The 20,909-nt window shown below is 56.9% G+C and carries 17 protein-coding genes; 3 read left to right on the top strand and 14 right to left on the bottom strand.

Translation table 11 applies throughout. The annotated features are described in order from the left end of the window. Positions 1-44: 44 nt before the first annotated feature. The gene (locus tag H7849_RS18210; RefSeq protein ID WP_186741327.1) at positions 45-1,301 is read right to left on the bottom strand and encodes a glycoside hydrolase family 18 protein; all 1,257 of its coding nucleotides are present in this window, start codon (positions 1,299-1,301) and stop codon (positions 45-47) included. A gap of 381 nt (positions 1,302-1,682) precedes the next feature. On the opposite strand from H7849_RS18210, the gene acnA reads away from it, so the two are divergent. Further along, positions 1,683-4,490, top strand: a complete 2,808-nt coding sequence (gene acnA / locus H7849_RS18205) for an aconitate hydratase AcnA (protein ID WP_186741325.1) — start codon at positions 1,683-1,685, stop codon at positions 4,488-4,490. A 114-nt stretch (positions 4,491-4,604) separates the two neighbouring features. Here the strand turns inward: acnA and H7849_RS18200 are convergent, their stop codons facing one another. The 5 genes from H7849_RS18200 to H7849_RS18180 form a co-directional block, all read right to left on the bottom strand. Then, entirely contained in the window at positions 4,605-4,820 is a 216-nt protein-coding gene (locus H7849_RS18200; RefSeq protein WP_251106346.1) for a hypothetical protein, read from the bottom strand. Between the two features lie 117 nt (positions 4,821-4,937). Further along, positions 4,938-5,975 (bottom strand): adenosine deaminase, encoded by a 1,038-nt coding sequence (gene add, locus H7849_RS18195; RefSeq protein ID WP_251106345.1) that lies wholly within the window; start codon positions 5,973-5,975, stop codon positions 4,938-4,940. A gap of 81 nt (positions 5,976-6,056) precedes the next feature. Continuing rightward, positions 6,057-7,574 (bottom strand): amino acid permease, encoded by a 1,518-nt coding sequence (locus H7849_RS18190; protein WP_251106824.1) that lies wholly within the window; start codon positions 7,572-7,574, stop codon positions 6,057-6,059. Positions 7,575-7,709: 135 nt separating this feature from the next. Then, positions 7,710-7,865, bottom strand: coding sequence for a hypothetical protein (locus H7849_RS18185; protein ID WP_186741323.1), 156 nt, complete (start codon positions 7,863-7,865; stop codon positions 7,710-7,712). A 175-nt stretch (positions 7,866-8,040) separates the two neighbouring features. Next, on the bottom strand, positions 8,041-10,710 hold the full coding sequence (locus tag H7849_RS18180) for an ATP-dependent helicase (protein WP_186741322.1): 2,670 nt from the start codon (positions 10,708-10,710) through the stop codon (positions 8,041-8,043). 384 nt (positions 10,711-11,094) lie between these two features. Between H7849_RS18180 and H7849_RS18175 the strand changes: the two genes are divergently transcribed. Next, complete coding sequence (locus H7849_RS18175) at positions 11,095-11,709, top strand: LOG family protein (protein WP_186741321.1); 615 nt, start codon at positions 11,095-11,097, stop codon at positions 11,707-11,709. A 51-nt stretch (positions 11,710-11,760) separates the two neighbouring features. Here the strand turns inward: H7849_RS18175 and H7849_RS18170 are convergent, their stop codons facing one another. The 8 genes from H7849_RS18170 to H7849_RS18135 all read right to left on the bottom strand — a co-directional run bounded on the left by H7849_RS18170 (position 11,761) and on the right by H7849_RS18135 (position 19,232). Beyond that, positions 11,761-12,183, bottom strand: coding sequence for a hypothetical protein (locus tag H7849_RS18170; RefSeq protein WP_186741320.1), 423 nt, complete (start codon positions 12,181-12,183; stop codon positions 11,761-11,763). A gap of 53 nt (positions 12,184-12,236) precedes the next feature. After that, entirely contained in the window at positions 12,237-12,668 is a 432-nt protein-coding gene (locus tag H7849_RS18165) for a DUF971 domain-containing protein (protein WP_186741319.1), read from the bottom strand. Between the two features lie 43 nt (positions 12,669-12,711). Beyond that, entirely contained in the window at positions 12,712-12,873 is a 162-nt protein-coding gene (locus H7849_RS26935) for a PQ-loop repeat-containing protein (protein WP_251106344.1), read from the bottom strand. A gap of 98 nt (positions 12,874-12,971) precedes the next feature. Next, positions 12,972-13,754, bottom strand: a complete 783-nt coding sequence (locus H7849_RS18155; protein WP_186741317.1) for a sulfite exporter TauE/SafE family protein — start codon at positions 13,752-13,754, stop codon at positions 12,972-12,974. 33 nt (positions 13,755-13,787) lie between these two features. Then, complete coding sequence (locus H7849_RS18150) at positions 13,788-14,570, bottom strand: ATP-binding cassette domain-containing protein (RefSeq protein WP_186741316.1); 783 nt, start codon at positions 14,568-14,570, stop codon at positions 13,788-13,790. Between the two features lie 14 nt (positions 14,571-14,584). Further along, positions 14,585-16,393, bottom strand: a complete 1,809-nt coding sequence (locus H7849_RS18145) for an amidase (protein ID WP_349627431.1) — start codon at positions 16,391-16,393, stop codon at positions 14,585-14,587. Positions 16,394-16,529: 136 nt separating this feature from the next. Then, complete coding sequence (locus H7849_RS18140; protein WP_186741312.1) at positions 16,530-18,032, bottom strand: glycoside hydrolase family 32 protein; 1,503 nt, start codon at positions 18,030-18,032, stop codon at positions 16,530-16,532. A gap of 60 nt (positions 18,033-18,092) precedes the next feature. Further along, positions 18,093-19,232 carry a choice-of-anchor Z repeating domain-containing protein gene (locus H7849_RS18135; RefSeq protein WP_186741310.1) on the bottom strand — a complete coding sequence of 380 codons (1,140 nt, stop codon included), beginning with the start codon at positions 19,230-19,232 and terminating at the stop codon, positions 18,093-18,095. 553 nt (positions 19,233-19,785) lie between these two features. On the opposite strand from H7849_RS18135, the gene H7849_RS18130 reads away from it, so the two are divergent. Then, on the top strand, positions 19,786-20,862 hold the full coding sequence (locus H7849_RS18130; protein ID WP_186741308.1) for a hypothetical protein: 1,077 nt from the start codon (positions 19,786-19,788) through the stop codon (positions 20,860-20,862). Positions 20,863-20,909 lie beyond the last annotated feature (47 nt).

Genomic DNA, 20,909 nt, shown 5'->3' with positions numbered 1-20,909 from the left:
CCGGGCCTTCGCTTATCGAAGCGAGACTGTCTCTTGGAAACCGCTTACTCCTTAGCGGCGCCCGTGCTTTCCGAGCCCCCCGAGATTACTGGCTCACGAGCGATCTGCGGCTGAGCAGCGGGAAGGCGTAGTCCTGCGTTCACCGCCTTCAGTAGTTGCGCATCGATTGAGTCCTCACCGAGCTCCCAGACCATCACTCCGCCCAGACCATGCTCTTGCGCGTATTCGCCCTTGAATCGCGCCGACGCCGGGTCTTCATAGGTCCAGAAAGTATTGCCGTCATACAGCCATGGCGCCTGCGCCGCCGGGTCGCGATACACCGTCGACGAGGCGATCAAAGTCTGAATATAGCGGTAAGGGCGATCTTGATGAACAGCCTCTCCCGGCTGGAAGAGTCCGTGATTCTCCTCGCCCACGGAGTTCCAGGAGTATCCATAGAAGGGAACTCCGAGCAGCAGCTTTTCTGGGGGCGCTCCCGCATCTTCGTAATCTTGAACTGTGCGGTCGGCGCTGCCGCCGTTCTCACTGTAGAGCGGCGCGTGGAAACCCGTCACTTTACGCCACGGCCCGCTGTAGTCGTAATTCATCAACCCAATCTCATCCACGACCTTTGCCACTTCGCCAAAATCCACGCCATGATACATGTGCGGGCTCGGACCTGCAGCAATGGTCAGCTTGAGCCCCGGACGGACCGCATCCAGCTGTTTTCTGAACTCCTGGAGAAGTGCCAGATAGTTGGCCGCATCTTCCGGCTCCGGATATTCCCAATCCACATCAAAACCATCGAAGATTCCGCGTGCATGGATCTGCGGAGCAAAGTGCCCGCGCATGAACGTGTCAATGCACGAAGAGACAAAGGCCGCGCGATTCTCAGGCTTCGCCGCTTCTGCAAAGGAATGCGCCTTGCCTTCTAGCGAAATCAGGATCTTTATGCGTGGATAGCGTTTCTTGAACTCTTGTAGTTGATGAAAGCTCCCGCGCAACTGTGATGAAGCGCTGTCCGCCTTGCCGTTCACGCTGTTGGCTTTCGTGTAGGCCAGGCTCAGGTCTGCGTTCGGGTCGGCAACGGCGCAGCGAGCATTTACGATGAAGCCCTGCGCATAGTTCAGTTGATCGAGCAGCGTAGCAGACCCGCTCGTGATCAGGTCTTTCACAAAGTATGGGGGATCGTTGTAAATACCCCATTGGGGGAAATAGCCAACCAACAGCGGTTTTGCCGGGTTCGCCGTCTCGCCAAAGAGATTCAAACCGGACAGCAGAATGCTCAGAAGCAAAAGCGAAGAAAAAGTAAATCGTCGCATGATCGTAGCAGGTTTCCTCGAAAAAGATTTTGCGTACCAGGGAACTCTCTGCAGTACATTGCCGCAAAGATGCTTTGCTTAACAGACGCGGAAGTTCTAAGAGCGGTTGCAAAAACCGGCCTTCAGCGATTTTTCTGACGCCCTTGATCCTGGATTGGCATGACTCTGATGACACCCGCGTTAAAATAACAGCAGGACCATGAACAGTCTCGTCCCGCCCCACCTCAAGCGCTTCCATCGCGGCCACCCGGACCGTGGACGAATCCACCGCATCTGATTAAGCTTTTCTGTTGATTGCATCCGCGCGCTCAGCTCACAGCCTGTGCGGAAAGAAGATTCGCGCCACATCGATGGCCTCAGCCAAAAGGAAGGATTCTCCACATGAGCCAGGTTAAAACCCAACTCGGAAACAGTTTTGGCAGCTTGTCGCAATTGAAGATCGGCAACCGCACTTACGAAATCTTCCGCCTCGACGGGCTCGAGAAAAAAGGCATCGCGCTCTCGCGCCTCCCCTTCAGCCTCCGCATCCTTCTCGAAAATCTCCTTCGCCAGGAAGACGGCAAGAGCGTCACCGCCGAGGACATCGAATTCCTCGCCAAATGGGACCCGAAGGCCGAGCCTTCGCGCGAAATCGCCTACATGCCCGCGCGCGTTCTCATGCAGGACTTCACCGGCGTGCCCGCCATCGTCGATCTTGCCGCCATGCGCGATGCCATGAAGCAACTCGGCGGCAACCCGGAAAAGATCAACCCGCTGCAACCCGCCGAGCTGGTGATCGATCACTCCGTGCAGGTCGATGAATACGGCACAACCAATTCGTATTCGCTCAACGCAATGCTCGAATTCCAGCGCAACCGCGAGCGCTACGCCTTCCTCAAATGGGGACAGTCGGCCTTCCGCAACTTCTCCGCCGTACCTCCGGGCATGGGTATCTGCCACCAAGTCAACCTCGAATACCTCGCCCGCGTCGTCTTCACCACAGACGGCGAAAATCCGCGCGCCTATCCTGACACGCTCGTCGGAACCGACTCGCACACCACCATGATCAACGGCCTCGGCGTTCTCGGATGGGGCGTTGGCGGCATTGAAGCCGAAGCCGCCATGCTAGGCCAGCCCGTTTCGATGCTCGTGCCGCAGGTGGTCGGCTTCAAGCTCACTGGCAAGCTGCGCGAGGGCGCAACCGCAACAGACTTGGTCCTGACCGTCACCGAAATGCTGCGGAAGCTCGGCGTCGTCGGCAAATTTGTCGAGTTCTACGGCTCGGGCATCGCCGAACTGCCTCTTGCTGACCGTGCCACCATCGGCAACATGGCCCCGGAATACGGCGCCACCTGCGGTATCTTCCCTGTCGATGCGGAAACGCTTCGCTATCTGCGCCTCACCGGCCGCAGCGAAGAGCAGATCAAGCTCGTCGAGACATACTACAAAGAGCAAGGCCTCTTCCACATCGTCGATTCACCCGAAGCCGAGTACACGCAGACCATCTCACTCGACCTCGCAACCGTTGAGCCAAGCGTTGCGGGCCCCAAGCGTCCGCAGGACCGTGTGCTGCTCAAGGAAGCCGGAGCCAGCTTCAAAAAGCAGCTTCCGAATCTCCTCGGTCCCAATGCTGACAAGAATGGTGTGCGCCAGGTTGTCCGCTGGGAGGGTGAAGGCGGCCATTTCGCCGACACGCCCGAATCGGCGCACGGCGTGCACGAATCCGGCCCGATCTCAACAGTAAAGGAGCGGTTCGGAGTCGAGGTTGATCAATACCTCGACCACGGCTCGGTGGTCATCGCCGCCATCACCAGCTGCACCAATACATCGAATCCATCGGTGATGGTCGCCGCCGGTATCCTGGCCAAGAAAGCCGTCGAAAAAGGCCTAACCGTCCCGCCGTGGGTTAAGACTTCGCTGGCCCCTGGCTCACGCGTCGTCACCGATTACTACGAGAAATCGGGCCTTCAGCCTTACCTCGACAAGCTGCGCTTCAACGTCGTCGGATACGGCTGCACCACCTGCATTGGGAACTCCGGCCCGCTGCCAACAGACGTCTCAAAGTCCATTGAAGACCATGGCCTCGTCGCCGTCTCCGTGCTCAGCGGCAATCGCAACTTTGAGGGCCGCATTAATTCGGACGTGCGCGCCAACTACCTCATGTCGCCGCCGCTCGTCGTCGCCTACGCGCTTGCGGGTCGCATCGATCACGACCTCGAAAGCGATCCGATCGGCAAGGGAAAAGATGGCAAACCCGTCTATCTCAAGGACATCTGGCCGACCCAGAAAGAAGTCTCCGACGTCATTGCCTCATCCATCAACTCCGAAATCTTCCGCAAAGAATACGCGACCGTAGCCGACGGCGACAGCAACTGGCAGGGCCTCAAGTTCCCTACGGGCGACGTCTATCAGTGGGAAGCCGACTCCACTTACATCCGCAAGGCTCCGTACTTCGACGGCATGCCCTCGAAGCCGACTCCGGTCGAGGAAATCCAGAACGCCCGCGTCCTCGCCGTCCTGGGCGACAGCGTAACCACCGACCACATCTCGCCAGCTGGTTCGATCAAACTGAATGGCCCAGCGGGTAAATATCTCACCGAACATGGCGTTAAGCCTGCCGACTTCAACTCCTACGGCTCGCGCCGTGGCAACCATGAAGTTATGGTGCGCGGGACCTTTGCCAACGTCCGCCTGCGCAACAAGCTGGCTCCGGGAACCGAGGGTGGCGTCACTCGCCTGCTCCCCGAAAGCGAGCAGATGAGCATCTTCGACGCCAGCGTGAAATACGCCGAACGCAAGACACCGCTTATCATCCTGGCCGGAAAGGAATACGGCTCCGGCTCCTCACGCGACTGGGCCGCCAAAGGCCCGCGTCTACTGGGAGTGCGCGCCGTCATTGCCGAGAGCTACGAGCGCATTCACCGCTCGAATCTCGTCGGCATGGGAATTCTGCCACTGCAGTTCGAAGCCGGTAAGAACGTCGAGTCACTCGGCCTGACAGGCGAAGAGACCTACACCATCCTCGGCCTCAAGGAACGGCTTGATTCCAAATTCGCGATCGGCCGCACGGTTGCAGTAGAGGCGACCGCACCAGATGGTAAGAGGAAGGTTTTCGAGGCCCGCGTTCGCATCGATACGCCGCAGGAAATCCTCTATTACGAAAATGGCGGAATTCTACAGTACGTCCTGCGCCAACTCGCAGCAAAGTAAGCAGATAGCCGCGATGCTCCCAAAATGACAAGGCTCCAGGAAGACCTGGAGCTTTTGTCGTTGTCAGCCTATACAATCGCTGACTGAACGTCTTAATCGCCGCAAGCTTGGTGGCTAGATCCCCATCCCGTATGCGTCGGATTGCATCTGATCGCCCGCATGCGAGTACACGTCGTAGGGCGTGCGGCGGTTAAACTTATACCGCTGGCGCAGCTCGCGGCCCACGTACAGACCCAAGGCAACAACACCCACAGCGACCGAGCTCCAGCCGATCGCTTTCAGCGCAACCGTAGACTCGTTTTCCTTCTTTAGACCTGGCAGAACAATCACTTCAGCCTTCTTTCTTGACCGAAAAAGCCGACGCTTTAGAAGCGGCCTCATGCGGACATAATAGCGCAAATCGCTTGCAGCCTGCCCATAGCACATCGGTCACTTCGCTCCCTCTCTTTAGACAGTTCCCTCGATTTGATGTAACCAGCGGACTTTTTGTTCCGGTGGAAGAAAACTGGCCTCAATCGAATTCGATGCTAGTTCTCTAAGCTGCTCCTGGGTAAAGCCAAACTCGTTGCGCGCCAGCAAAAACTCGCCTTCCAGATCGCTTCCGAACATCGTCGGATCGTCGGAATTGAGCGTTACCATTAAACCTTCATCGAAATACCGTCGCACCGGATGGTCCTCGAGCCGCGCACAACATCCCGTCTTGACGTTTGATGTCACGCAAATCTCCAGCGGAACCTGGCGCTCGGAAAGCAGATGCATCAGCTCCGGGTCGTGAATCGCCATCAGCGCATGCCCAAGCCGTTCCGCGCCAATATTCAAAGCCCCCCAGATACTTTCCGGCCCAACCGCCTCGCCCGCATGCACGGTCAGGCGCAAACCCGCATCCCGGGCCTCGCTGTATGCGTCGCGAAACAGCTCCGCTGCACCGTTGCGCTCATCGCCGCCAATACCGATGCCGACGATGCTGGGGTATTCGTCCTTCATCGCAGCAGCCTTGCGAAAGACCCGGGCCGCTGGTTCGACTCCGAAATGCCGAACCGCATCGAAAATCCAGTAGAGACTGATCCCGAAGTCTTTTTGAGCCTGTTCTCGCGCCCGCTCCACCGCAGCGAAGATCGGCTCAAACTCGCTGCGTCCCCAGTAATAGACAAGCCCAACTGCGATATATGCCTCGGCGTGAACTACGCCTTGTGCGGCAAGTCTTTGCAGCATCTTGTAGGTGATCAGTTTATAATCTTCGGCCGTGCGGAGGCGTTCGGTCACCGCTTTAAATGCCATCAGGAAGCCGAAGAAGTCGGTGTATTGATACAGCGCCCGCGCCTGGTCCAGGGTCAGAGGCTGAGCGTCGTGCCTGCGGCTCAATTCCGCCAGCGTCTCAGGAGAGATCGTGCCTTCCAGATGCAGATGGAGTTCAGCCTTTGGGAGACGACGGAGGAAGTCTTTCGGTCTTGAGGCCATAGCAATTGTGTATCGTGGCTTAGCCATAGGATTCAAAGCTCGCCCCAGTAAACGAGGACTATTTGCAGCAGGCAGCAATCGCGGGCGGTTCGCCGCACTCCGCGTAAATTATCGTGCTCTATGCGGCGGGCAGAACTCACTCCGTCTGCAGCTATAAAAGAAGTAAATGCACAGCCCGATCGCGAGCCAGACGAAGAAGCGCAGCCAGGTCATGATCGGCAACCCAGCCATCAGCAGCACACAAAAGAAGATGCTGAGCACTGGAAACACCGGCCCTCCTGGACAGCGGAAGCTGCGATGCCGATGAGGATCCTTGTAGCGTAGAATCAGCACTCCCGCCGACACCAGCACGAAAGCAAAGAGCGTCCCGATATTCGACAAGTCCGAGAAGGTACCGATATCCAGTAATCCCGCCGGAAGTCCAACAACAAACCCAGCCACCCACGTGGAAACCGCCGGTGTCCGATACTTGGGATGCACCTTGGAAAAAACAGAAGGCAGCAACCGGTCGCGCGACATGGCGAACCACACCCGCGCCTGTCCGATCTGGAAGACGAGGATGGATGAAATCATCCCCAGCAGGGCGCCAATCAGGATCACCAGCCGCACCCAATGCAGCGATTCGCTGCCCGATGTCAGCGAAAGCTTCCGGAGCGTGTTCACCACCGGTGCAGCATCGCCGATCAGCAGGTTCCACTTGATCAGCCCCGTTAGCACCACCGCAACACCGATATAGAGCGTCGTGCAGATCACAAGAGTCGCGAGAATGCCAATCGGCACGTCGCGCTGCGGGTTCTTACATTCCTCGGCCGCCGTTGAGACAGAATCAAACCCGATATACGTGAAGAAAATAATCGAGCCACCCGTCAGCAGCCCCGACCAGCCATTCGGATAAAAGGGATGCCAGTTCGATGGATGAATAAAATGCGCACCGAAGGCCACGAAAATCAGGATCGCCGTGATCTTCAGCAGCACCATGATGTTGTTCGTCTCCGCCGACTCGCGGATGCCGCGCACCAGCACCACCGTCAGGAGCATGACGATCAAAAACGCAGGCCAGTTGAAGCCGAAATGCCAGCCCGCCGCATAGAGCGTATTGCCGTGAAAGTCCTGCAATCCGCTAGGCAGATAGGCAGGAGAAATCCATCGCGCCGACGGATGAATCCCCAGCCAGTCCATCAAATCGACAATGTGCGCCGCGAACCCAACGCACACCGCCATATTGGAAAAGGCATATTCGAGAATCAGATCCCAGCCGATAATCCACGCAATCAGCTCACCCAGCGTTGCATACGTATAGGTGTATGCCGACCCCGCAATTGGAATCATCGAAGCGAGTTCTGCGTAGCAAAGACCCGTAAAGGCGCAGACAATCGCCACCAGCACCAACGACAATGCCAGCGCGGGCCCCGCTCCGGGTCGCCCGACCAGCGCCGTGTGGTGAATCAGATAATCAAGAACGGGAGTATTGAGAATGGACGAGGTATCAAACTGTTCGCCGGCAATCGCCGTTCCGATCACGGTAAAGATGCCCGAGCCAATCACCGCGCCAATGCCAAGCGCCGTCAGCGACCAGGGGCCAAGCGTCTTTTTGAGGCTGTGCTCCGGATTTTCCGAGTCGCTAATGAGTTTGTCGATTGATTTTCTGGCGAAGACTTGTGTCGGCAGAACCTGGCTCCTGCAGTCTTAATGAGGGGAGTGTAGCTGTTGGAGGGCTGGCGCGCGAAGAAAAATCCGTGCGCCAGCCCTTCGGATCACCCTTTAGCGCTTGTTTTGCCCGCGGACCAGTTTCCTGACCTTCTTCTTATTCGAGCCGCGCGGAGTCGTCCGCTTGGCCTTCGGTGTCGCCTTCTTGCGCGCCGTGCGCTTTATCTTCTTGCGTTCTTCCGTGCTTTCAATCTTTTTGGTATTTGCCATTCTTCTCCTTCAATTTCCTGCCCGTCCCCGAATCATCCGCACAATCACAGTTGTCATCCTGAGCGGAGCGCCATCAGGCGCGTAGTCGAAGGACCTGCTTTTCATCTCATTCGCGATATCGGATGCCCCAACCTTAGCCTCTGGCTAAGATTGGTCTTCGGTTTCACGAATAGCCTTATATGCGTTCCAGCTGCGCAAACTTCTCCACCAGCTTTTTCACACCGAACTTGGTAAATTGTACCGTGATCTTGGCGTCCTCACCGTCTCCCTCGCGCCGGAACACAACGCCTTCACCATACTTCGGATGCCGGACGCGCTGCCCGCTCTTGAATCCTACCGCACCCTTCGGTTCCGCAACTTCAATCTTCGGGCGTGACACGCTCCCGCCGCGCCCGCTGAAAAACTGTGCAATGTTATCCAGCGATTCGCCGCCGCTCTTCTTTACCGCATTGCGAGTCGTCGAACCGCTGCCATTGCGCGGCCGCATCGGCCTCTGGTCTTCATCCTCATAGTTGTAGTGATGGCTCCCGTCGAAGCCATCGTCGTACCCGCGATTCTCGCGACGCCGCATCCAAGAAGGCTGCTGCGACGCAGCCGCGGCATATCCGCCCCAGCTCGACGCCCTGTGCTGGATGCCGCTCAAATCCTCAAGCAGCGACGGCGGCACTTCCTCCAGAAACCGCGAAGGCATCGACGCCTCCGGCATGTCGTTCCCGTAGCGCCTCCGATAACGCGCCCGCGTCAGCACCAGCGCATCCATTGCCCGCGTCATGCCCACATAAGCCAGCCGGCGCTCTTCTTCCATCTGGTCCGGCTCGTTCAGCGTGCGCGAATGCGGAAACAGCCCCTCTTCCATGCCCGCAAGCAGCACCAGGGGAAACTCCAGTCCCTTCGCCGAATGCAGCGTCATCAGCGTCACGCGAGAGTCCGGCTTGTACTGGTCCGTATCGCTCACCAGCGCCGCATGGTCGAGAAACTCATCCAGCGTCTCGCCGCGTTCCTGCGCATCCTGAGCCGCATTCGCCAATTCCTTCAAGTTCTCAATCCGCGAGAAAGCCTCCGGCGTCCCCTCTTCCTCAAGCGCGCGAATATACCCGCTGCGGTCGATGATGAAGCGAATCAACTCCGGCAGCGTCGCCGCATCCCCGGGCGCGCGGAATCCTGGCACAGCTTCCTCGGTCTTTTCAGGCTCGACGCCCTTCTCGGCTTCTTCTGCAAATGGATTGAACTCCGAAGCCTCGAAGGCAACATCGTCATCACCAAATGCAAACCCATGCTGCACGTCATCGCCAAAGTCAAAGCTCGTATCTTCGTTTTCCGATGCGTCAGCAGCAGCTATATCAAACGAAGCATCCCCACCTTCGGTCGCAACATCCGCCGTCAGCTTCTCGGCGAATCCCGGAGACAGCATCGCCCGCGCATCTTCGATCAGCTTACGGAACGTATCGAGAGCGATGCACGCCCGCGTCGGCAGCAGTCTCTCGCTGAGCACTTTTTCGGTAGCAGTCCACGTGCTCGCGCCGGTTTCCAGCGCAATCCGCTCCAGCGTTTCAAGCGTCGCCTTGCCAATCCCGCGGGTCGGAACATTGATCACCCGCTGCAAGGCAATCGCATCATGCGGATTCTGAACTAATTTTAGATAGCTCAACAGGTCCTTGATCTCAGCCCGCTCATAAAACGAGAAGCCGCCGACCATCGTATAGCTGATCCCGTACCGGCGCAGCCCCTCTTCAACCAAACGCGATTGCGAGTTCGTCCGGTAAAGCACTGCCACGCGCACGTCTTGGTGTTCCTGCCCTGCCTTACGCAGATACTTCTGGATATAGTCCGCAATGAACAGCGCCTCGTTCTCGCCATCCGGAGCCTCGTAGTATCCGATCAATGCACCGCCTTCGCGCTCCGTCCACAGATGCTTGCCCTTGCGCTGCGAATTCCGCGCCACCACCGCGCCCGCCGCCTCCAGAATCACCTGCGTCGAGCGGTAATTCTGCTCCAGGCGAATCACCTTAGCGTTGGGAAAATCCTTCTCAAACTCCAGAATGTTGCGAATATCCGCACCGCGCCACGAGTAGATGCTCTGGTCCTCATCGCCGACCACGCAGACATTCTTTTCCTCACCCGCAAGCAGCTTCATCAGCTCATACTGTGGACGGTTCGTGTCCTGATACTCATCGATCAGCAAATAACGATAGCGCCGGTTGTACTTCTCCCGGACCTCGGCAGAAGACTTCAGCAGCCGCACCGCTTCCAGCAACAGATCATCAAAGTCCAGCGCATTGTTCTTGCGTAGCTCCTTGCGATACGCCTCGAAGATGTGCGCCACCCTCTCACTCAACGGATCGGCCGATTGCAGGTAATACTCCTGCGGATCGATCATGTGGTTCTTCGCCCACGAAATCTTCGACAGCACCACCCGCGGCGTAAACTGCTTGTCATCGATTCCCATGCGCCGCATAATCTGCTTCACCAGCGCCTGCTGGTCGCTCTCGTCGTAGATGGCGAAAGTCTTCGTCAGCCCTTCATTTCCAATCCGCAAAGCCTCGATATCGCGCCGCAACATGCGCACGCAGAACGAGTGGAAGGTCGCAATCAGCGGCTTCGCCAGCGTCGTATGCCCGATCAGTTTATCGACGCGCTCGCCCATTTCGGCCGCAGCCTTGTTGGTAAACGTCACCGCCAGAATGGAGTCCGGTGCAACCCCGCGCTCCTGAATCAGATACGCAATCCGGTGCGTAATGACGCGCGTCTTCCCCGACCCGGCACCGGCCAGAAGCAAAACCGGCCCGTCAACGGATTCAACCCCAGCCCGCTGTGGCGGGTTCAACTTGTCCAGTAAATGCGGCAAAACAGATGTCTCGGAAACTTTCTCGGCGGGTGTTCTTCTATCAGTGTATCGCTGTTCCACTCCCTTCGCCTGTCATCCTGAGCGCAGCGAGGATCCATACAAAGGCAGAATCTGTCATAACAACTAGATAGCTTTCGGGTAGAAGCACCGGCCTTCAGGCCGATTACAATGAGGCTTTAGCTCGGAGAACTTTCATGGCAGATTCAGTGAAGAAAACAGATTCAGTTCAGACCTTGAAAGGTATCATCCCAAAACCGCTATTCCCTGTTTCCATTGAGGACATGAATCGGGCAATCGCCGAGGCTGGAGAAGAGGCGGCCCGGACTTCTATGAAACGTTGCGAACGGTCTGAGACCCCAATCAAGCTCAAGTAAACTTCTCTCGATGCCCACCTCCACCAATCCACGCATCTGCGTCTTCTGCGGATCAGCCGACGGAGCCGATCCCATCTACGCCCAGACCGCAAAAGAATTAGGCCAGCGCATGGCCGCAGCCGGCATCGGCCTCATCTACGGAGGAGCCACCGTCGGCCTCATGGGCATCCTCGCTGACGCCGTCATCGCCGGAGGCGCGGAAGTCGTCGGCGTCATGCCCGACGTGCTCATGGACCGCGAAATCGCGCACCGCAACGTCACGCACTTCCACGTCGTCAAGACCATGCACGAGCGCAAAGCCCTCATGTACGACCACGCCGACGCCTTCATCGCGCTCCCCGGCGGCTACGGCACGCTCGACGAGTTCATCGAGATCGTCACCTGGGCCCAACTCAAGCTCCACCAGAAGCCCTGCATCCTCATCAACGCAAATGGCTACTACGACGGCTTCCTCACCTTCCTCGACCACGCCATGTCGCAAGGCTTCCTCAAACCCGAAAACCGCAAGCTGATTCAGGTAGCCAAAAACGCGGCATCCGCGTTAGGCATCGCGCACAACCATTGGAAGACACAAAGAACTACACCACTGCATGATGAAAAGCTCGATGAGCTGATCGGAAGATAAGAGACTTTGGGTGCCCCATCCTTCGCATAGCGAAGGGTGGGATACATATTCCTAAGTTCTATCAGTCACACCCATGTGACTTCTAACCAAGATAATATTTGCGACTGAGAGCCAAAGAAGTCCCACGATTGCCACTGGCCCAAACGTATAGCCCAATTTGTAAAAAGCCATCAAACTGGCAAGGATAATTACATTTGTAGAGATGAATCGGAATTTGCTGCCAACGCTCAGCACCTCCCGCGATGGCCGACGCCAAGGCTGTAAGGCACCAAACGCCGCATAAGCAGCAATCGGATAGATAGCGATACCCGCTAGTATTGCCACCATGAAGATAGAGAGCCCCGCCATTGAATCCGGTTCAGTCGGGTGTTTCAAGTGATGAGCGATTTCTACTTTAATCCCAATGAAAAAGAAGAGCACAGCAAGAAGAAAAGCAGGAATCAGTGCACTGACTAGAGCAATCAATAGCGCCAATCCGGCATGCAAATTACATCGTCGCTGTATATCCATATGAAAAATTGCAACAGCTATGGTGCTGTGGCACACTCGGCACACCCACAATGCCGTCGTAAATAATCCCAGGAATAAATCCCGCTCTGGTGCCCGTCATTCCAGTGAAAGCTGATCGCATACCGCCCCACCGGCGTCACCGACTCAGGCCGCGGTGGAGCCTGGTACATCGGCAACAGCGTCTGCGGTTTCGCCTTCGCCTCACCCGGCCTGCGTCCCGATTTCTCCCGCTCATCATGGCAAGTCGCGCATGGGCAGGCATCGCGCAGCCATCCAAAGGTCCAGCGGCTCGTATGCCCGTCTTTCCATTCGATCTCCATACCGGTGCCTCCGGTCTTGTCCACGCGCACCTTGGCCGGAGTCTTCGCCTCGACCGACAACTCGCTCTCTGCGGCCTGCGCACGGCGTGCCTCTTCCTCAGTGATGAAGCGGATTCCCTCGTGACTCATCTCTTCCAGTCTATCGCTCTGCGACTATCAGCGCCCCTGTCACTCATAGCGGAAACTTGAGCACAAGAATTGCCAAAGCAAGGCCAAGCGTGACTGAGTTGGCCAGAATCATCGGAACAGAATGAATCAGCAGGCCATGCACCAGCCACATCAGGAATCCAAACGAGAACAGCAGAAAACGTGTGCAGCGAGATGTCGCGAGCACTTTTCAGTCCCCCACACTAGAACAAGCTGGGGCACAAACGCCAGCTTCGTCGAAAAAGCTGCAATCGAACCAACAACACTTGCCGCCAGTTTCATAAGTCAGCTTTGCTTCCAGAAAAAATACGCAGCCATGCCCAAACCCAGACAAACCACAGCCGATCGCATCAGCACAGGATTGAGCTTGCGCGAAAAGCGCGCGCCGAAGTAGCCGCCCATTGCAGCGGTCAGCATCATCAGCAGGCAATGCTGCCACAACACCTGCTTCTCTACGACGAAAACCAGCACGGCCACGCCATTCGCCAGCGTCGTCGTCACAACTTTGAGCGCATTGATCTGATTGATATTCTCAATCCCAAAAATCGCCAGTAGTGAGATGATCAGAAACCCCGCGCCCGCTCCAAAATAACCAATATAGAAACAGACCACCATCATCCCGATAAAAAGTGGCAGATGCGATGGATGGCTGGAGCCCGGTGCTTTCCCTCGGCTGCGCCTTTGCAGCCAGCGGGAAATAGGCGTGCTTGCCGCAAAAAGAAGCGCAGCCACGAGCAGCAGCCACGGAACCAGATGCAGAAAAGTTTTCTGGGCAGTGTGCAGAAGCACAATGCCGCCCGCCACGCCACCAATGGCTGCTGAGACGCATAGCGGCAGCACGAGGCGCAGATTGTGCTTCAGGTCCTCAAAATATGCCGCGATCGACGTAAGTTGTCCGGGCCACAGCGCGACCGTGTTCGTCGCATTCGCCTGAATCTGCAACACGCCTACCTGCAACAACGCCGGAAAAGAGAGAAACGAACCGCCGCCCGCCACGGCGTTCAAACCGCCCGCAATCAGCGAGGCAACAACAAGCCAAATATGATTTCCATCCCATCTCACGTGCATTTCTTTTAGATTCTGTTAAGAGCCGGCAGGTCGCTATGCCATTCGCAGCTCCGGAGTTGCCTGGATCAGCGCCTTGGTATAGTCCTGCTGCGGAGCGTCGCAGATCGCATCGCGCGTGCCGAATTCAACCAGCCGGCCGCGTCGCAGTACCGCAATATTGGTTGACAGATAGCGCACCAGCGGCATCGAATGCGAGATGAAGAGATATGTAAGCTGAAACTCCCGCTGCAGATCGCGCAGCAGATTCACAATCTGCGCGCCGACACTCACATCCAGCGCCGAAACCGGCTCATCGAGCACGAGCAACTCGGGCGGCAGCGCAAGCGCTCGAGCAATATTGATCCTCTGACGCTGCCCTCCGGAAAACTCATGCGGATATCGAGCGAGTACCGATTCATCCAACCCCACGGCCCGCAACAACTCCACGCATCTTGGTCGAAGTTCTTTCCGAGGTGATGCGCCATGAATCACCAGTGGCTCAGCAATGATCTCGGCTACACGCATCCGCGGATTCAGCGCTGCAAACGGGTCCTGAAAGACAGGCTGAACACGCCGCCGCATCGCGCGCAACCTGCTTTGTGGAGCGCCGTTTACCCGCTGTCCGTCGAAGGTCACACTGCCCGAAGTTGACTCAATCAGGCCAAGTACCATGCGAGCTATCGTGCTCTTGCCGGAACCTGATTCACCGACCAGCCCCAGCGTCTCTCCGCGATGAATGTCGAACGAAACGTCATCCACCACAAGCGCATGTTCGGCGCGCAAACCACTGTGTCGTGAATAGCTCTTCGAGAGATGCTCAACTTCAACAAGAGGCATAGGTCATTCCTGCATTAAAGCTTGGGGTGCTCTTTCTCAAATCCCGTCGCATCCTGATATGCCTTCGCAAAAGAACACAGTTTTGCATCGTCGTAGTGGCCGCTGAGAAACGTAATGCTCACAGGAGTTCCCGGTCCGCCAATCGAATCGTCTTCTCCCGTGTCTACCTTCGGCGGCACCGGCGCGTCATCTCCGCGAATGCCATTCGGCAGAATGACTGCAGGATGCCCGGTAAGATTCGTAGCTACCAACTGCTCACTGTTCGTCGAAGTAACAATTACGTCCACATTCTCGAATAGCCTCGACACCTCGCGAATCGCCAGCGAGCGCGCGCGGTTGGCCTGGACGTACTCCACTGCAGGATAAAAGCGGGCGGTACGAAAAATATTCGGCCAGTCGTCTTCGCTCTGCTCAGTCAGTAGTTTGTCGCGCCCCGTCATCGTCAGATTATCGAAAGCGGCAGCGGCCTCCGCTTCCAATAAGGGAGTCATCGCACCGTAAGGAAGATCGGGCAACTCTAGCGGAACCAAATTCACGCCCATGCTGCGCAGCTTGTCCAGCGCAGCAAGATCATACTTGCGGTCGTAGTCGCGTCGCGCCCGGGCCGCAGCAGCAGCTTGCCGGCGATGTTCCGCCTTCTTCTTTTCCTGCTCGGTCAGGGAAGCTGTTTGCTTCTCTTCGTGCGGCTGCTCCTTTTCCGGCGCAAATTCCTTGTGGAGATACCCGACGCGTAGCGACTTCCAATGCAGCTCCGCGTTCCAGTTGAACGCTGCATCGCGTGTGGACAGATCTTCGCCATCCGGGCCGTAGATCGCCTGCATCACAATCGCGCAGTCCTCCACAGCGCGGCAAATCGGACCGAGCTTGTCCATCGTCCAACTCAACGCCATTGCGCCCGTGCGCGGAACAAACCCGAACGTGGGCCGCAACCCCGTCGTGCCGCAGCGTGTCGACGGCGAGGAGATCGATCCCAGCGTTTCTGAGCCAATGGCGAACGCGACGCACCCGGCCGCCGTTGCCGATGCCGATCCCGCCGACGAACCGCTCGATCCCTGTTTCGGATTCCACGGATTGCGCGTGCGCCCTCCAAACCACTTGTCGCCCAGAGCCAGCGCGCCAAGCGTCGTCTTCGCAATCAGGACTGCGCCTGCGGCATCCAGTCGCTTGACGACCGTCGCATCCTCATCGAAACTCTGCTTCTCAAATCCACCTGCGCCCCATGTCGTGGGATAGCCTTTCACCGCAAGCAGATCCTTGGCACCCCACGGCAGCCCATGCAATGGTCCACGATATTTCCCCGCCGCAATTTCTGCATCCGCCTCTTTCGCCTTCGCCAGCGCCCGCTCTTCCGTGATCGTGACGACGAAATGCAGCGTCGGATCGTAGCGTTTGATTCGCGCAATATACATTTCCGTCAGGTTCGTCGACGATACCTTTTTCCTCCGCACCAGGTCGCCGAGATCTACAACTGACGCAAAGGCAAGCTCTTCCAGATTGGCAGGCAATGTGCCCATTGCGGGCGCCGTGCTGTAGCGCGGCTCGTGTCTTTCTGCGTTGACTTTTGCACCTGGCGGCAACGGATCGAAGATGTAAGCCGGAGGCACGCTGTTCGGCAGATGCAGTTTGCGAATCGCATCGTAGGCTTCGTGCTGCTGGTTCAATCCGTCGAGCATCATCTGCTTCTGCTCGGCGGTGATCGTCACGCCAGCAAGCGCCGCAGCCGCATGGATCATCTCCGGCGTGATCTTCGTCTTCTCATCCGAACCGGTCTTCTCCTGTGCGGCCAGCGTGTATAAAGCGCCGGGGAAAAGCGTAGATGCCAAGCCAAATCGGCTGCAGGTAGACAAAAAAGCCCGACGGTCCAAAGCCATAGTGGACGGTAGCCTCCAAAAAAGATCGCGAAAGGGAAGTATACCGACCGAGCCTCACAGACAAGAGCATTTCGTGAGGCTGGTGAATTCAAGTTGTCAGCCGATTGGATGAGATAGGCTGTATTCGCCACAGAAATGCATCGGAGACGGCGCTGCCGGGATCGGTGATCGTCAGCATCGTGTGTTCGCGGTCAAGATCGTAGAGACGGCTCGTGTGAGCAAGCTTGTCATTCACAAAGAGTTCGAGAACTGAGCCGTCCAGATACAGGGACACCCGCATCTGTCCCTGAGGCAGAACTGTTCCAACCGTCTGCGCGTTGTATGTAAGCGTGCCATGCGTCGCGTCGAGATGGAAATGAACCGCTGGCGTGGCCTCGGTTCCGATCGTCAAATGAACGGGCCCACGCAACGGCTGCACCCACAACTCCGCTTCGGCGCTCAGGTCCAGCAGTGGCCACACGGTGCGATCCTCGCCGCTCTGAGGCTGCACAGGGTCGCCGCTGCGCAAATCCTGAACGCGGGGCAGCACCTTCATCTCCAGCTGACCATTTGCATCAAGCGTCAGGACGCGAGGCAGAGACATCATCCCCGCCCAGCCCGCGCGCGAATACTCCGCTTCTGGCCGCGTCTCCGGAATCCAGCCCCACAGAATGCGGTTTCCATTCTTATCCAGCATGGTCTTCGGAGCGTAGTAGGCACGCGGGCCGTAATCGAGTACACCTTTTTGTTGCGAAGTAAAGCGATGCTCCATCGCGTCATACTCGCCCGCCATCCAAAAGACCTTGCGCTCGGTCGAATAGAGCAGCACATGCTTTTGACCCAGTCGAAAGAAATCCGGGCACTCCCACATCTCTCCGCTGTCTACTGGATCGCCGGCCGCCTTGCCGTTCCATTCACCGCTCACCAGCGGATGCAGATATTCCCACCGCCGCAAATCAGCCGATCGGTAAAGCAATACGCAACCACCCTGGTTACGAATACCGGAGCCGATGCCCATGTACCAGGCATCATCTTCCTGCCAAAGACAAGGGTCACGAAAGCCTGTGATCTTCATCCCCGCCGGGGGCGAAGGCAAAACCGGTTGTGGTAGCTTCTGCCATGTCCTCAGGTCCGCATCGCTTGAAGTCGCCAGGCACTGCGTCTCGCGGAAATTGTGATGTCCATCGCTTAGCGTAGCCTCGTTTGCGCTGACACTCTTGACTCCCGTGTAGAGAAAAGTGGGCACACCGTTGAGGACGACAGCGCTTCCGCTGAAACAACCCTCCTCATCCGGCCCTCCCTTGGTCGGAGCCAACGCCATCGGCAGATGCTGCCAGTGAACCATGTCCGGGCTCATCGAGTGCGCCCAGTGCATGTCTCCCCACATGGCGGCGTGCGGGTTGTACTGGAAGAACATGTGATACTTGCCCTTCCAGAAGATCGGTCCGTTTGGATCGTTCATCCAGTTGGCCGCAGGCAGCAGATGAAATTGCGGACGATTGGAATCGTGCGCAAGATCGACAGCAGCCAATGCATTTCCCCGCAGAAGGGACGCGACGGCTACTCCCGCACATCCCTGAACAAATCCTCGCCGTGAAATCTCACCCGTCATCGAGAAAAGTATAATCGTCAGTCACGGCGGCAGGGTCTGCGGGCCGGGCTCAGATCTCAACTAAGGCGTAGGGCCCGTGTGGACAACGAAGGCAACTGCATTCGACTTGGAGCCGTTTGGCCCCGGGTTTACAACAACTAAGGAAGCAACATTGGGAGTGGCAACATCAGTAGCCTCAATGTTCGCGATCAGGTGGGAGCTATCCTGAAACATCGTAGACCGCGGCATGCCGTTCCATTGCAGAATTGATCCCGGAACAAAGCCGATTCCACGCACAGTTAGCTTGAACGCTCCGACCCCGGACGTAATGTTGTCCGGGTCCAGTCGCAGGCTGATCTGGGGTGCCTGCTCTTTTCCTTTCACCGCCAGAAATCCGTGGTCCACGCTGTCCTCGTCCACGTATTGACCAACAACCTCCGCCGAATCATTGAACGCGAAGCCGAAGGTAGAAAGCGCTCCCGGGTAGTTGATGTGAACGTTCCCGCTATTGATGAATCCATGATTCTTGTTGTGATCGCTGAAGCTGCCAACAATCTGGCCTGACTCGTTGACGCCGTATGGGTTCGTGCGCTGAGCTCCAGGGAAATCAAAACTGGTGAGCACACCGGCCTTGTCCACAAATCCGTGGATCGTTCCACTATCATCGGAGTAGTTCCCGACGATCACACCCGCATTGTTGATGCCAAATGCCTCTGTCCGGGCTGCGTTGGGATAATCGATCGAAGTGAACTTACCCCCTTGATTCAGATACCCATGGGTAACATTTTTTTCGTCCTGATAAGAACCTACGATCTGCCCCGACGCATTCAGTCCGTATGCGCGGGTGGCCACCGCGTTGGGATAGTTCAACGCACTAAAATTCTCCGCATCGTGCAAAAAACCATGAATCTTGTTGTCCGGATCGATGTAGTACCCGACAATCCACGCAGCCTCGTTGATGCCGAAACCGAAGGTGCGACTGGCTTTCGGAAAATCGAGGCTGGTGAATTTCCCCGATGTACAGATGAACGCGTGCGCCACTCCGTCATTGCCGAAGTACGTGCCTGACGTCTGCCCGCTCTTGTTAATGCCAAACACTCCCGTATTGAAGGCTGCGGGATAGTCGATTGTCGTGTAACTATAACCAGACTGCGCTGTGGCAGAAACAGCGCTCATGATCAAAGCCAGCATGATCAGAACGAAGGTGTGGCGAACACGCATAGTTTCCTCTCGTGCGCAGGTTCTGCTCCATCGGGCAAGCCTAAACCTGGTCCCGAGTTGAAACCCGCAAAGTTATCCTCGTGAACTCTGGGGTAGTTCAAGGCCGGGACTCTCTCCATGCTGGTCCGGCGTGGGAAATTGTGCACTTTTTCCTGCAGAGGAAACAAGCTAATTTTTTGCAAAGGCCGGGAACGCGCCCGTACCGGCGGTGTTGAAGACCAGTCGCAACTGTTTGCGATCTTTCGGGAAAGGGTGAGTGTGCAATGAATTGCAGACCTTGAAATCGGATTGCTGTCCCGGACAGAAGTTAGAAACCCTTCTGCCCGCTCCCCTTAGGAAAACGTTCGCCCTGTGTTCACCACAGAGGTACAGTATTCTACGTTCCGCCCTGAATGCTGTTTTAGTGCTCGGGGCAGCGTAGTGCGTGTAGTTCGCCGGAGGGATCGTGAATCAAAATACGAATCTGACTTCTCGCCCTTTTCTGCTCATGGAGGGCGGCCCGCTGTTCAATATTCAAAGACGCGTGGGACTCGTTAAACAAAATGCTCCTCTCTTGAAAAGAAGAGCCCTCCTGAGCGCCATCATCACATGGCTTCCACTGTTGATTTTGTCGGTGATCCAGGGGAGAGCCTTTGGGCATTCCGTGCCCATTTCCTTTGTAGACGATTTCAGCGCCCACACCCGCTTTCTTCTTGCCGTTCCCCTGCTCCTTCTGGCCGAGGGCGTGGTTGGCCCGCGCGTGGCGGGAGCCGCTTCGCATTTTGTCAGTTCCGGGGTTGTGATCGAAAAGGACTTCGATCGATTCAACAACATTGTCGATCGCACTCTGCGGGCGCGCGATTCGATCGTAGCGGAAATTGTGATTCTGGTTCTGGCCTGGTTTTTTTCTATCGTCGCCTTTCGAGAGACCGCAGTGAATGTCTCCAGTTGGTACGCAACGAGCACAGATGGCGGCGAGTCGGTTACATGGGCAGGCATGTGGCTGGTCGGAATCAGCGTGCCTCTTTACCAATTCCTCTGCTTTCGATGGCTCTGGCGACTCTTCCTCTGGTTTCAGTTTCTCGCCCGTGTTCGCAGGCTCGACATCCAGCTTTTTGCAACTCATCCGGATCAGGCCGGAGGGTTAGGCTTTGTGGGCGACGCCCAGCGCTTTTACGGAATTATTCTCTTCGCATTCTCGGTCGGATCTACGGGCGTCCTCGCGAGGGACGTTGTGTATGGCAAGACACCGCTGGTGAACTTCGCCCCGGCGATTGCCACATATGTAGTCGTTGCTTTGCTCATCGTGTTAGGTCCGCTTGTTCTCTTTACTGGAACCTTGCTCAGAACAAAGCGCATCGGGCTTCATCAATATGGGACGCTGGCGACGACCTACACGGGCTTGTTCCACAAGAAATGGATTGAGCACCAGAATCCTGAGAACGAGCCACTGCTGGGAACGGGGGACATTCAGTCGCTGGCGGATCTCGGCAACAGTTTTAGCGTGGTAGAGAAGATGAAGCCCATACCGCTTGACCCGCGTACCATCATCCATCTCGTGGTTGCGAGCCTTCTTCCGATGACTCCTCTACTGCTGACCGTTATGCCGCTCAAGGATGTTCTGAAACTGTTGCTGAAGGTGCTGATGTAAGGATTGGCGGCATGGGCAGACACGAAGCAGTTGCTGCGAGGAGCCGC

The organism is Alloacidobacterium dinghuense, assembly GCF_014274465.1.
Lineage (GTDB): Bacteria > Acidobacteriota > Terriglobia > Terriglobales > Acidobacteriaceae > Alloacidobacterium > Alloacidobacterium dinghuense.
The sequence above is the reverse complement of the archived record's forward strand: the minus strand, read 5'-3'. Positions and strand labels throughout refer to the sequence as shown.

What these genes read in the sequence shown, in the direction of transcription:
- H7849_RS18165 (WP_186741319.1), bottom strand. Translation starts at nt 12,668, where the DNA reads ATGAGTCACGAGGGAATCCGCTTCATCACTGAGGAAGAGGCACGCCGT.
- H7849_RS18185 (WP_186741323.1), bottom strand. Translation starts at nt 7,865, where the DNA reads ATGGCAAATACCAAAAAGATTGAAAGCACGGAAGAACGCAAGAAGATA.
- H7849_RS18140 (WP_186741312.1), bottom strand. Translation starts at nt 18,032, where the DNA reads ATGACGGGTGAGATTTCACGGCGAGGATTTGTTCAGGGATGTGCGGGA.
- H7849_RS18175 (WP_186741321.1), top strand. Translation starts at nt 11,095, where the DNA reads ATGCCCACCTCCACCAATCCACGCATCTGCGTCTTCTGCGGATCAGCC.
- H7849_RS18150 (WP_186741316.1), bottom strand. Translation starts at nt 14,570, where the DNA reads ATGCCTCTTGTTGAAGTTGAGCATCTCTCGAAGAGCTATTCACGACAC.
- H7849_RS18155 (WP_186741317.1), bottom strand. Translation starts at nt 13,754, where the DNA reads ATGCACGTGAGATGGGATGGAAATCATATTTGGCTTGTTGTTGCCTCG.
- acnA (WP_186741325.1), top strand. Translation starts at nt 1,683, where the DNA reads ATGAGCCAGGTTAAAACCCAACTCGGAAACAGTTTTGGCAGCTTGTCG.
- add (WP_251106345.1), bottom strand. Translation starts at nt 5,975, where the DNA reads ATGGCTAAGCCACGATACACAATTGCTATGGCCTCAAGACCGAAAGAC.
- H7849_RS18210 (WP_186741327.1), bottom strand. Translation starts at nt 1,301, where the DNA reads ATGCGACGATTTACTTTTTCTTCGCTTTTGCTTCTGAGCATTCTGCTG.
- H7849_RS18135 (WP_186741310.1), bottom strand. Translation starts at nt 19,232, where the DNA reads ATGCGTGTTCGCCACACCTTCGTTCTGATCATGCTGGCTTTGATCATG.